Source organism: Erwinia sp. BNK-24-b, from assembly GCF_047456155.1.
GTDB lineage: Bacteria > Pseudomonadota > Gammaproteobacteria > Enterobacterales > Enterobacteriaceae > Erwinia > Erwinia phyllosphaerae.
On sequence record NZ_CP179901.1, the window covers coordinates 3,411,800 to 3,424,400 of the forward strand.

Genomic DNA, 12,601 nt, shown 5'->3' on the forward strand with positions numbered 1-12,601 from the left:
CTTATACTTCCTCGCCCATCGCCTGAAACTCTTTCAGGAAAGTCAGTTTTGAATAGTGGTTTTTTTCAAAAGTGAGCCCCTGTGAATGGATAAAATCCTCCACGACTTTTACCAGGGCATTAAAACCGGCATAGATATTAGTTTCATTAGCCTTGCCACGCGTTTTCAGGTATTCGATTTCACACTGCTGCAAACGGCCCGCCGCCGCATAAACGTCTTTAATACGGCAGTCTTCGAAGTTCAACATATAGATATCCCCGGTCGGCAAATATTCACAGGCGATATCCAGACGCACCCGCCGCCAGCCAGGCAGCTGCTGCAAGGGCAGCTCAAAGAAGCTGCTGAGCGCTTCTTCTGCCGTGGTATCAATGCGTTTAAAGTGATAATTGCGCTCCCAGCGTTCCAGCGCATCTTCCTGATAAAGCTTTTTCTTGAAAGTGACAACAGGTTCGTCAAAACGGACTTTTTTCTTGCGGCTCCAGTGCATAACAGAGACGTAACCGGCCATACGCTGCTCGTTGGGCGCAATTTCAAAAAAGTCGTTGTCGTAGCTCCAGTGCTCAATTTCATCCCCCAGATGGGGACGAAAATGGGGAATAAGCCCGTCGGCCAGCGCCGCGTAAAAACGCTCGTTCAGCTCGTAAAAGTTATAATCCTGCTGAATATTAAACTTTTGCTCCAGCTCGGTATCCGGAATGCCTTTTTCGTAATAGCATTCAAAGTTATTGGTATACAGATAGTTTTGGCGGAATTGCTCGCAGAGCGTGGTGAACAAAGCGGCTTCGCTAACAGGCTGCGGCAAGTTTTCCATCGCCAGAAAATGGGTTACCCAAACCTCAACGCGATGAACCAGATGCGTCAGCATCCAGCCGGTAGGCGTTTTCGCCACGACCGCCAGCGGTATGATTTCACTGTTGAGATTGGCTAAAGTCAGATTTGCAACCGGCTTGCCCTCTGGCGCATCCAGCACCGACCCGGCCAGCTCGCGCAGATCGCAGAGCAAACTTTTATCCGTTACCGGCTCCTGCTGCGGTAAAGCAACAAAACGTAGTGGCTGCTCACTGGCGGAGACTGGCTCATCATGGCGAATTTTCCAGCTTCCTAAAACGATATAATTAACCATGAGTCACTTCCTGTTGTTGAGCGAGAGCGGAATAGGTTTCACGTGCAAAGTCGAGTTTGGAGTACAGATTTTGTTCAAAGGCCACGCCTTGCCGATCTAGGAACGCTTTTACAAAAGCGCAGACCTGTTCGTACTCTTTCAATACGTTGCTGTAGTCAAAGAAAGTGCGGGAACGGCAATATTCCACTTCGCACTGGGAAAAAGCGAAACGACCCGGATCGTCGAGGCTGCGACAAATATCGAAATAGACCCCGTAGATATTGCCTGTTTCCAGAGATTCAAAGTTGACGTCAAAACGTTTACGGCGGAAAGGTGCCAGGCGTTTAACCTCTCCGCCTGCCATTTCGCGGGCTTTTTCTTCATACTCTTCAGGATGCAGCGCGATATCGTAAACGATACTTTCTTTGCGCAGCTCAGCATTTTCTTCAAACCATTTCTGTTTAATGGCAACCTTGTGATTGGCCTGAGGAATGAAAGAAATATAGCCCTTAGCCGATTTTTCCATCACCTCAAAAATATGGTTGTCATAGTCGAAAACCTGGAAACTCATATCCAGTTCGGGAACAAAACCCGGCAGCTCGCCGCGCAGATTAATAGCTTCATAGAGGCGGGTATTCAACTGCCAGGTATTGGGGATCTCTTTAAAGGTATATTTCCTTTCCAGCTCCATATCGTGCTTCCAGCGCGTATACCAGCAGGTATCGTTCAGCAAATGACGATATTGCAACAGGCGCGGATAGGCCGCTGCCAGCGCCGCTGTACAGAGCGCCCAGCCGTTCTCATCCGCTGCTTCACTTATCGGTACTTCGGCATATTTTACAAAAATAGTGCCGTGCCAGGCGGTATCATTAAAATGGTAAAGTTTTGCTACCCTTTTTTCTTTATCTACTCGTATAGCAACGGCAGGCATTAGCTGATTAAACTTCAGCCCCAGGTTAATTTCTTTAAATAAAGCATCAAACTGTTCTTCACTGCTCTTTTTCAACTGACGATGGTAATCGGTAAAATAGTGAAATTGATAAGCTGTCGGATCGATATCAAGACTCTTTTCATCGGTAATAACCTGACTAGCTAGCAGATCGTTTTCCTGATGGAACAGCGCGTTATTTCCCTTAAGGCTCGCATTATCATCGCATTTTAAAATAACGTTGGGATAAGTGACGGCCGAACGGGGCGCATAAAACTCGCCAGGCTGAAATAAAAGTAAAAACAGTTCGCTATCCATAAAATTCACCTTAACGGATTAAATGAGTATCTAACACATAAATATCGCCATGCTGTAACCGGCTGAATAATTGCTCATCGCACACGGCCGGCAATTTTCTTTCACGCAGCAGCACGCCCAAATGGCAAAGCAGAGAGCCTTTTTCAAAAACAAAACCGGCGGCCCAGGGCATTAATGAAGCCAGCGCGGCATAAGGGCGGCGCGCCAGCACGATAGGCGGAGAAGAAAGCTGTTCCATTTCCCGAACAATATTCGCAAAGAGATCGCCGTAGACTGAAATATCGGGTATGTCCGTCAGGCTCATTGAAGGGGCTATGCTATAGTTTTCAATCTCTTCAGTATCAGCGATCAGGTAAGCCTGCCCGCGCGCATAGCCTTGCGACATGACCCGGCCATCATTGGTGAACAGCAGCTGACCGTCGTCGATGGGCGAATAGTCCAGCGCATAGAGCTGCCCATTTGCCAGTACCCATTCAATCTGCACATCGTTAAGCGCGGCCAGCGCGTCTGCAGTGACCTGTTGCAGCAGCCTGACGGCATCCCGGTTCAGAATATCGCCTTCTTCCGCCGTATCCAGAGCAATCACTTGGCTAACCGCGCTGCCCCGGTTTATTGCCAGCAGCCCATCAGCGGAGATTTCCGCAACCAGACGCTCGCCTTCCGGCGTCTGAACTTTACGCGTAATCAGGCCATATTCACCTTTGATGAAATCCCGGATGACCAGGGTATAAAGTCGGCCCGGCTCGCTCATCAGCTCTTTCAGCTGCTCGATCAGGTCTGATTTGGGGATAATTAGCTGGCGCACGGCGTCAGAAAAGTCAACGACGATTTGACGGCCTTGAAATTGTTCCAGCCAGTCCTCGCAGAGAGCGGCGTCACTTATCGCATAACTGTTGCAGCACAGAATCAGCGCACCGGGCTGATTTTTCTGATAGCGACGCGCTATATCCGCCAGCGGCTTGCGTTTTTGATGGAAGTAGAGCGCCCACTCAGGCAGTTTTTCCAGCAGTCCTGTGGGTAACTCACCGTATAAAGGCCATACGTTAATTTCAGGCTCGCTGCTGTAGCTCACGCCAGCTCCGGAAGTAACCGGGCGAGCCTGTAACAGCCAGACCTGACCCTGTTCATAAGCCCATTCGATATCTACGTGGCCGCCGAGCAAAATCTGCGCCGAGGCGACTATTTCGCTAATTTGGCGCAGCGCTTCCTGATGTTGCGGGTCCGAGCTTGCCGCCAGCAGCTGCGGCTCCTGCTCGCCCGAGACCAGGCCCTCGCCTAACCCTGAGACATATTCAACGTACAGATTTTCTTCCCCGGTCAGTGGATGACAGCTAAACGCCACGCCGGAAAAAGAGGGGCTAACCATTTTTTGTACGATGATATTCACATTACTGGCTGTTTCATCCGTGTCCGCATGGCGCTTTTCCATTACGGCGCGCAGCGAATAAAAAGATCTCAACACCGTAAGAATTGCCGCCTGTAGCTCGTCAGCACTAACGTTCAGCACCGATTCATAAATACCGGCAAAGCTTTTTTCCTGGAGATCTTCCGCCTGGCAGGCAGAGCGCACGGCGAGATTTACAGTACCGTCATCATTTTTAAGCGTAGCGATGAAGCGAAAAATACTGGCGCTGGCCTGTTCTGACCAGTAAAGCTCGTCCAGAGCGGCCTCTATTTTTGCCATATCACGGGTTAAAAATGCCCCGGAAGTAATAGCAATATGGCGTTCAAGATCCGCCAGGCTTGCTTTTATTGCAGCAAAATTTGGCAGCCACTCTTCCAGCTGCTGCTCCGTAATTAAATGCATCGGCGGAACGGGGTGTTGCCCGGCCAGCACCGCAATATTTTTGAATTTTCCCGGCAGGCCAACTGCTGGCATTGCAATTATTTCACTCACAAAAAAACCTCACCATTAAGCGCAGACGCTTTGTTATTTAGCCCTTTTTCTATTTTTTCTTTAAAGTCGATATGAATTCGACTTTCAATCGGTCCGGCGGCGTTCTGATATTTGCCGTTATAAAGCTCAATTTCACCAGAGGTATGCCAGAACATCATCTGCCCAATATTCATACCGTAGTAGACTTTTACCGGATGGATACAATAAAGCTGGATAGTCCAGCGACCAATAAAGCCGATATCGCCCAGCGGCGCGGAGAGATTAATAAACATGCCCATGCGGGCGACAGAGGAACGTGCGGCATAGGTAGGCACAAACCGGGTACTGCCCATAATCTCTATTGTTTCGGCAAGATAGAGCTTGCGCGGCTGCAATATAAAACCGCTATCCTCAAGCCGAATAATATCTACCGGATTTTCTTTTGCCGGATCGATGACCTCATTACGATAAACCTTCATGGTACGGCCCAGGCGAAAATTATAGCTATTCGGATTGACGTTTTCGGGTAAAAAAGGCGATATAACAATATCCTCATTTTTTACTCTTTTTTCTATTTCTTTTCCGGTTAATATCATTGTTTTATACCTGAAGAGTTAAAATCCTGGTAGAGCCTTGAAGCCACAACATTATCGGAATCACTGTAGCGTCCCTGATAGCTGCTTAGCTCGCCAAAGTTTTCCCAAAAACAGATCTTGCCGATATTCATTCCGGGATAAACAATAACGGGCTGCGCCACTACAATTTCCAGCGTCCAGTTGATAACCGCGCCCGTATGACCTAGCGGCGCGCTGGTTTGAATAAAAATTCCACACGCGGCCGTTGAGAAATTAGCGTAAAGCTCGCTAGCACAGGTTCTGCTGCCCATTTTCTCCAGTGTTGAGGCCAGATAAAATTGTTCCGGTTTCAGCAGATACCCCTGTTCGGGTATGGTTATATGATGTTCCTGAGGTGGAACAGATGAGTCCACGATATTATTTTCATATTCAATTAACGTGTGCCCAAGTCGAAAGGAGTACGAATTAACGTCAAGTCTCGCCTCATCAAAGGGAGAAATAGTTATATTACCTTCATGGAGTTGCTCAAGAATCTTTTTTGCTGTCACTACCATTATAAGATATCCGTTACTGTGACTTTTGGTCAAAAATGAAGTGCGCGGCTAAACAGGATAAATAGTTTGCCCCCTGGCTTAGCGGCATTTATCTGCTAACACGTCAATTATGCTGATATGATAAGAGCAGATAACTAAAGCAGCAGTCAAGCATATTCATGCAAAGAAATTCTTATGACATCGTTCAACAAATAGAGCGAGCACAAAATGCAAAAAACAAGTAGTTGATTTATAAGGGTTAATAAAAAATTCACATTAAGAGAAATCCGATCAAAAAACGCTCAATGAATTAATATTCATTAAAAGATCTTTTGCATGCTCGTTACCACTTGTGCCGCTCATCTTAAGATAACTCTGAATTGGTACCGTTTATCAACTGGAAATGACCTGTGCTAAAAATCAGCAAAACGTCAGGAGACAGGTTTTAAAATATATTTTTATGCCTCTTCGGGAAGAGTTACAGCTAAGAATAGTGGTGAACGGAAGTGATTTGCAAAGAAATGCATAGTATCAACAAGAGATAAATTTATATTTTTTAATATAAACCAGATTCGTTAACCCGCGCTACCTAACCCTTATTTTACCCCCCTGCATCTTTTTAATTAAAATTTCATTTCTCAGGATAACGAAATAAACCTGGAATTTTAACTTTGCTCCTTGTTATATACAGGATAGTTTTTACACCTTTATTTTAAATAAATATTTTTAGATTCGGGGTTTAAGGCTGGAATTTATCAAATCAGGTAGTCAGCTCAGAAAGCATTTATTAAACGTTTTAACCGAATATATTGCACGGGAATAGTTAATTCTTGTCGGTTCAGGACACTGAATAAAGTACGGTGAATCACGAAGCAATGACTTTAAAAATTTAATGGTGAACGCCCCTGTCCCAGAACAACCTGACGCCGAAGGAACATCGGCTACAGCCTCATCTGGCCGGGATCTTAAAATGTGCGGGGTGCTAAAAAGGAAGTACCCTACGCACGTTTACCTGCTCAGGAAAGAGGATGCCGCCGCTGGCTTGAGGCTGTTCCGTCACAGTCAGAACATCTGCCACCTGAAGCGAAGTGTTCAGGCAGTCCGTGAAGCTCTGCAGGACACAGGGGTTAAGAGGTTGGGAATCGATAGAAATGGCGCGCCGGTATGCGCATCTGGCACCGAACCATCTGACCGAGCATGCGCGTAAAATTGACTCACTTCTGGCAAGTCACGACACAAATACGACACAGCTTTGAGGATGCGTGTCTCAAATTTGTCCCACAAGGAAAATTTGATACAGAGCAGGAGCGGTAATTCACTGATTTGATTGGTACGCCCTACAGGATTCGAACCTGTGACCTACGGCTTAGAAGGCCGGTGCTCTATCCAACTGAGCTAAGGGCGCATGGGGAACAGGGTCGGATTATACGGCGCGAAACCGTCGAGTCAACGATTTTACTTATCGGCGCATTCTGTTGCTGCACTATTAAGCAGCGCGCCTCGAATCTGTGCCTGACAGCGGCGTTCGCTTCTGCCAGAATAGGCGCCAACTCCCGTTTCAACTCAACACAGATGGATCCCCTTTCTGATGGCAGCAAAGATTATTGACGGTAAAACGATTGCGCAGCAGGTTCGCCTTGAGGTTGCTGAAAAAGTTCAACAGCGTCTGGCCGCGGGAAAACGCGCGCCTGGCCTGGCAGTGGTGCTGGTTGGTGAAAACCCTGCGTCGCAAATTTATGTCGGCAGCAAGCGCCGGGCCTGTGAGGAAGTTGGCTTTGTCTCACGTTCTTACGATTTGCCTGCGTCCACCAGCGAAACCGAGCTGCTGGCGTTGATTGATAAATTGAACAACGACGGCGAGATTGACGGAATCCTGGTGCAGCTGCCGCTTCCGGACGGTATTGATAATGTAAAAGTACTGGAACGTATTGCGCCATCAAAAGACGTGGATGGTTTCCACCCTTATAACGTAGGCCGTCTGTGCCAGCGTGCACCAGAGCTACGCCCCTGTACGCCACGCGGTATTATTACGCTGCTGGAACGCTACAATATCGACACTTTCGGCCTGAACGCGGTTGTGGTTGGCGCATCCAATATCGTTGGTCGTCCGATGAGTATGGAACTCCTGCTGGCTGGCTGTACGACTACGGTTACGCACCGCTTCACCAAAGATTTGCGCCGTCATATCGAACACGCCGATCTGCTGGTCGTAGCCGTTGGCAAGCCTGGCTTTATTCCTGGCGAATGGATCAAACCGGGCGCCATTGTGATTGATGTCGGCATCAATCGTCTGGAGAACGGCAAGGTCGTTGGCGATGTTGATTTTGAAAGCGCAGCCGAACGGGCTTCTTATATTACGCCAGTGCCGGGCGGCGTTGGCCCGATGACCGTCGCTACGCTGATCCAGAACACTTTACAGGCGTGCGAAGAATTTCATGATGGAGCAGTAGAATAATGGCAACTTTTTCCCTGGGAAAACACCCACACGTAGATTTATGCGATTTGCTGAAGCTGGAAGGCTGGGCGGAAAGCGGTGCGATGGCCAAAGCGCTGATCGCTGATGGCTACGTTACCGTAGACGGCGTGGTGGAAACCCGTAAACGCTGCAAAATTGTTAGCGGTCAAACTGTCGCTTTCGACGGCAACAGCGTTACCGTTACTGAATAAAAAAATCAGGGGCCGCAGCCCCTGTTTTTTTACCTATTTACGTCGCCAGCTGGTGCCCTGTGGGCCATCTTCCAGAATAATTCCCAGCTCGTTAAGCTTGTCCCTTGCCACGTCAGCCTGCGCCCAGTTTTTCTCTTTGCGCGCGTCGTTACGCATTTTGATCAGCGCTTCGATTTCAGCTACTTCATCGTCGCTGTTTTGCGCACCGCTTTGCAGAAACACTTCAGGATCCTGTTCCAGCAGTCCAAGCACCCCTGCCAGCTGACGCAGTTTTGCCGCCAGGGCGTTAGCCGCCGTCATATCTTCCGCTTTCAGACGGTTAACTTCGCGCGCCATATCAAACAGCACCGAGTAGGCTTCCGGCGTATTGAAGTCGTCATCCATCGCTTCGCGAAAACGCTGTTCGAACGCTTCGCCGCCCTCAGCTTGTGCATCAACATCCGTATTGCGTAACGCAGTATAAAGACGCTCCAGCGCCGCGCGCGCCTGTTTCAGGTTATCTTCACCGTAATTGAGCTGGCTGCGATAGTGGCCCGACATCAGAAAATAGCGCACGGTTTCCGCATCGAAATAGCTCAACACGTCACGCACGGTGAAAAAGTTGTTCAGCGATTTCGACATTTTCTCACGATCGACCATCACCATTCCGGAGTGCATCCAGTAGTTAACGTAAGGGCCGTCATGTGCACAGGTTGACTGCGCGATTTCGTTTTCGTGATGCGGGAACATCAGATCGGCACCGCCACCATGAATATCAAAATGTTCACCCAGCTGTTTGCAGTTCATTGCGGAACATTCGATATGCCAGCCCGGGCGCCCTTCTCCCCACGGCGAAGCCCAGCCAGGCTCATTAGCTTTAGACATCTTCCACAGTACGAAATCCATTGGGTTGCGTTTGACGTCGGCAACTTCGACGCGCGCGCCAGCCTGCAGCTGTTCCAGATCCTGACGCGACAGCAGACCATAATCCGCATCGCTGGCTACGGAAAACATGACGTCACCGTTACTGGCAACGTAAGCATGCTCGCGTTCCAGTAACTTGCTGACCAGCTCAATAATGTCGGCAATATGATGCGTCGCCCGTGGCTCCAGATCCGGCGGCAGAATATTTAATGCAGCAAAATCAGCGTGCATCTCTGCAATCATACGATCGGTCAACGCGTTGATAGTTTCGCCATTTTCATTGGCGCGCTTGATAATTTTGTCATCAATATCGGTGATATTACGCACATACTTTAGCGAATAGCCCAGATAACGCAGATAGCGGGCAACCACATCAAAAGCGATAAAAGTACGTCCGTGGCCAATGTGACAGAGGTCATAAACGGTAATGCCGCACACGTACATACCAATTTTACCGGCATGAATTGGTTTAAATTCCTCTTTTTGACGACTCAGGGTATTGAAAATCTTTAGCATTGAGACATTCCGTTTTTAACGTGTGCGATGGTGACAGTGGTATCTGTATTCTGACGTATTGTTAACGCAAGCGCCATGCAAAGCAAGGCTCCGCGCACGCGGCTTATTGCAGCGGCGGTGACTCGTCATCACATTTTGTGATATAAGAGCCGTCTGTTTTACCGCTCGTCGGCACCCCTGCGGCGCTGGCGACAGCGAAATTTACTCCCTTCAACCTTTACAGGATGAGAATATGGTCACTTTCCAGACTAATCATGGCGATATCGTTATCAAAACCTTTGACGACAAAGCGCCAGAAACCGTTAAAAACTTCCTGGATTACTGCCGTGAAGGTTTTTACGACAACACCATTTTTCACCGTGTCATCAATGGTTTTATGATTCAGGGCGGCGGCTTTGAACCGGGCATGCAGCAGAAAGCAACCAAAGCTGAGATCCGTAACGAAGCCAGCAACGGCCTGAAAAACACCAAAGGCACGCTGGCGATGGCTCGTACCCAGGCCCCTCACTCCGCTACCGCGCAGTTCTTCATTAACGTCGCGGATAACGACTTCCTGAACTTCCGTGACGAAAGCCTGCAGGGCTGGGGCTACTGCGTGTTTGCTGAAGTTGTAGAAGGCATGGACGTGGTTGAGAAAATCAAAGGCGTGGCTACCGGCCGTAGCGGTATGCATCAGGACGTGCCAAAAGAAGACGTCGTGATCCAGAAAGTCACCGTTAGCGAATAATGTCGCATACGCTGTTTATCGCAGATTTACATCTGTGTGCGGAAGAACCGGCAATCACTGCCGGTTTTCTTGCTTTTTTACGGCGTGATGCGCGTCAGGCCGATGCACTTTACATCCTTGGCGATCTGTTTGAAGCCTGGATTGGCGATGACGATCCGAATCCTTTGCATGCCGAAATAGCCGCAGCCCTGCGGGAATTAAGCCAGCTTGGCATCCCCTGCTTCTTTATCCACGGCAACCGTGATTTTCTGCTAGGTAAAAGTTTTGCTGCCGCCAGCGGTATGCAACTGTTGCCTGAAGAACAGCTGCTGAAGATCTATGGTCGCCGCATTTTGATTATGCATGGCGATACGCTTTGTACGGACGATGAAGGTTATCAACGCTTCCGTCGCAAAGTTCATCAGCGCTGGCTACAAAAACTTTTCCTGGCTCTGCCTCTATTTATTCGCCAGCGTATTGCCCTTAAAATGCGCGCCGGTAGCAAGCAGGCTAACAGCAGTAAAGCCACGGAAATTATGGATGTGAACGCTGCTGCCGTCACGCAAACTCTGCGCCGTCATCAGGTGCATTGCCTTATTCATGGGCATACTCATCGCCCTGCCGTTCATCAGCTGATCGTTGATGGTCAGCCAGCAGAAAGAGTCGTGCTGGGTGCCTGGCATAATGAAGGTTCAATGATCAAGGTCAGCGCCAGCGAAACCACTTTAATTACCTTTCCCTTTTAAGCAGTAAAATCGGGCTTTGTCGCCATTTTGCTACCAGAGCAAACGTTTTCCTTGCTCCCCAGTCATGGTATTCTCTGTGTCCTTCCCATCCATCGCCCTGCGGGTTGGTGGATGACGTATGTATAATCACAGGAGTCAGACCCGCATGTCTTCCAACGCCGCACCGGCCCGCATTGCTATTGTTATGGGTTCCAAAAGTGACTGGGCAACCATGCAATTTGCCGCGGATATTCTTACCAGCCTGGCTGTCCCTTTCCATTGTGAAGTGGTTTCAGCACACCGCACGCCGGACAAGCTATTTAGCTTTGCCGAACAGGCCGCAGAGAACGGTTTTCAGGTTATTATCGCTGGCGCTGGCGGCGCGGCCCATCTGCCCGGCATGCTGGCAGCAAAAACGCTGGTGCCGGTACTGGGTGTGCCGGTGCAAAGCGCTGCGCTGAGCGGCGTCGACAGCCTTTATTCTATCGTGCAAATGCCGCGCGGTATTCCAGTGGGCACGCTGGCAATCGGCAAAGCCGGTGCGGCTAACGCAGCCCTGCTGGCCGCCGCGATTCTGGCGCTGCATGATAAAGAACTGGCGACCCGGTTAAGCGACTGGCGGCAGGCCCAAACCGATGAAGTGCTGAATAATCCGGATCCGCAGGAGGAAGCATGAAGCCAGTCTGCGTATTAGGCAACGGCCAGCTAGGTAGGATGTTGCGCCAGGCCGGCGAACCTTTGGGTATCGCCGTTTATCCGGTCGGGCTGGATGCCGAACCGGAAGCGCTACCGATTCAGCAAAGCGTTATCACCGCCGAAATCGAGCGTTGGCCCGAGACGGCGCTTACCCGCGAACTCGCCACCCATACCGCTTTCGTAAACCGCGATATTTTTCCTCTGTTGGCCGACCGACTGACGCAAAAACAGCTGCTGGATCGGCTGGGTCTGGCAACGGCGCCCTGGCAGCTATTGAGCGACCAGGCTGAATGGCCGCAAATATTTGCAGAGCTGGGCGAACTGGCTATCGTCAAACGCCGTACGGGCGGCTATGATGGCCGTGGTCAGTGGCGCTTACGTCAAAATGAAACCGCTTCTCTGCCTGCGGATTGCTACGGTGAATGCATTGTCGAACAGGGCATTAATTTTTCTGGCGAGGTTTCACTGGTAGGCGCTCGCGCGCATGACGGCACTACTGTATTCTATCCGCTGACGCATAACCTGCATCAGGATGGTATTTTACGCACCAGCGTGGCTTTCCCCCAGCCCGATGCCCAAAGCCAGCAACAGGCTGAGGCAATGCTTTCTGCCATTATGAATGAGCTTGACTACGTCGGCGTGATGGCGATGGAGTGTTTTGTAGTGCCGGAAGGGTTGCTGATTAACGAACTGGCACCACGCGTACACAATAGCGGGCACTGGACGCAAAACGGCGCTTCCATCAGCCAGTTTGAACTGCATTTGCGCGCCATTCTGCAGTTGCCGTTGCCGACCCCCGTCGTCAGCACGCCATCAGTCATGGTGAATTTAATTGGCACGGCACTCAATATGGCCTGGCTGCAACAGCCGTTGGTTCATCTGCACTGGTATGAGAAAGAAGTCCGTCCGGGTCGTAAGGTCGGCCATCTCAATCTGAGTGATACCAGCCATGAATCGCTTCAGCATGCACTCCACCATCTTGTGACTGATTTACCAGCCGATTATGCCAGTGGTATCCACTGGGCTATCACGCACCTGCAAAAGAACAGTGCTTAA

At 49.8% G+C, this 12,601-nt stretch carries 12 protein-coding genes, 1 tRNA gene and 1 pseudogene; 7 read left to right on the forward strand and 7 right to left on the reverse strand.

Annotated features, from left to right (window positions below):
• Position 1: 1 nt before the first annotated feature.
• From ACMGGR_RS15605 to ACMGGR_RS15625, 5 genes are read right to left on the reverse strand one after another with little or no spacing between them, the layout of a single operon-like run.
• Complete coding sequence (locus tag ACMGGR_RS15605) at positions 2-1,123, reverse strand: hypothetical protein (RefSeq protein ID WP_414147290.1); 1,122 nt, start codon at positions 1,121-1,123, stop codon at positions 2-4.
• Positions 1,116-2,348 (reverse strand): hypothetical protein, encoded by a 1,233-nt coding sequence (locus ACMGGR_RS15610; protein WP_414147291.1) that lies wholly within the window; start codon positions 2,346-2,348, stop codon positions 1,116-1,118. The genes ACMGGR_RS15605 and ACMGGR_RS15610 overlap by 8 nt, the downstream gene beginning before the upstream one ends.
• Positions 2,349-2,358: 10 nt before the next feature.
• A complete protein-coding gene (locus tag ACMGGR_RS15615; protein WP_414147292.1) occupies positions 2,359-4,245 on the reverse strand; it encodes a PEP/pyruvate-binding domain-containing protein in 1,887 nt (628 codons plus the stop codon).
• Positions 4,242-4,820, reverse strand: a complete 579-nt coding sequence (dcd, locus tag ACMGGR_RS15620; protein ID WP_414147293.1) for a dCTP deaminase — start codon at positions 4,818-4,820, stop codon at positions 4,242-4,244. The genes ACMGGR_RS15615 and dcd overlap by 4 nt, the downstream gene beginning before the upstream one ends.
• Complete coding sequence (locus tag ACMGGR_RS15625; protein WP_414147294.1) at positions 4,817-5,353, reverse strand: dCTP deaminase domain-containing protein; 537 nt, start codon at positions 5,351-5,353, stop codon at positions 4,817-4,819. Before ACMGGR_RS15625 ends, dcd begins: the two co-directional genes overlap by 4 nt.
• A gap of 1,106 nt (positions 5,354-6,459) precedes the next feature.
• Between ACMGGR_RS15625 and ACMGGR_RS15630 the strand changes: the two are divergent.
• Positions 6,460-6,588, forward strand: a pseudogene (locus ACMGGR_RS15630) (integrase); the annotation flags it as partial.
• A 72-nt stretch (positions 6,589-6,660) separates the two neighbouring features.
• Here the strand turns inward: ACMGGR_RS15630 and ACMGGR_RS15635 are convergent.
• Positions 6,661-6,737: transfer RNA gene (locus ACMGGR_RS15635), tRNA-Arg, on the reverse strand.
• A gap of 183 nt (positions 6,738-6,920) precedes the next feature.
• Between ACMGGR_RS15635 and folD the strand changes: the two genes are divergently transcribed.
• Positions 6,921-7,787 carry a bifunctional methylenetetrahydrofolate dehydrogenase/methenyltetrahydrofolate cyclohydrolase FolD gene (folD, locus tag ACMGGR_RS15640; protein ID WP_414147295.1) on the forward strand — a complete coding sequence of 289 codons (867 nt, stop codon included), beginning with the start codon at positions 6,921-6,923 and terminating at the stop codon, positions 7,785-7,787.
• Positions 7,787-7,999, forward strand: a complete 213-nt coding sequence (ybcJ, locus tag ACMGGR_RS15645; RefSeq protein WP_246758631.1) for a ribosome-associated protein YbcJ — start codon at positions 7,787-7,789, stop codon at positions 7,997-7,999. Before folD ends, ybcJ begins: the two co-directional genes overlap by 1 nt.
• Before the next feature lie 33 nt (positions 8,000-8,032).
• On the opposite strand, the gene cysS is transcribed toward ybcJ, so the two are convergent.
• Entirely contained in the window at positions 8,033-9,418 is a 1,386-nt protein-coding gene (gene cysS, locus ACMGGR_RS15650; protein WP_414147296.1) for a cysteine--tRNA ligase, read from the reverse strand.
• Between the two features lie 232 nt (positions 9,419-9,650).
• On the opposite strand from cysS, the gene ppiB reads away from it, so the two are divergent.
• From ppiB to purK, 4 genes are all read left to right on the forward strand, one after another.
• A complete protein-coding gene (ppiB, locus tag ACMGGR_RS15655) occupies positions 9,651-10,145 on the forward strand; it encodes a peptidylprolyl isomerase B (RefSeq protein WP_246758629.1) in 495 nt (164 codons plus the stop codon).
• Complete coding sequence (lpxH, locus tag ACMGGR_RS15660) at positions 10,145-10,870, forward strand: UDP-2,3-diacylglucosamine diphosphatase (RefSeq protein ID WP_246758628.1); 726 nt, start codon at positions 10,145-10,147, stop codon at positions 10,868-10,870. Before ppiB ends, lpxH begins: the two co-directional genes overlap by 1 nt.
• 145 nt (positions 10,871-11,015) lie before the next feature.
• The gene (purE, locus tag ACMGGR_RS15665) at positions 11,016-11,525 is read left to right on the forward strand and encodes a 5-(carboxyamino)imidazole ribonucleotide mutase (RefSeq protein ID WP_246758627.1); all 510 of its coding nucleotides are present in this window, start codon (positions 11,016-11,018) and stop codon (positions 11,523-11,525) included.
• Positions 11,522-12,601, forward strand: coding sequence for a 5-(carboxyamino)imidazole ribonucleotide synthase (gene purK / locus ACMGGR_RS15670; RefSeq protein WP_246758626.1), 1,080 nt, complete (start codon positions 11,522-11,524; stop codon positions 12,599-12,601). Before purE ends, purK begins: the two co-directional genes overlap by 4 nt.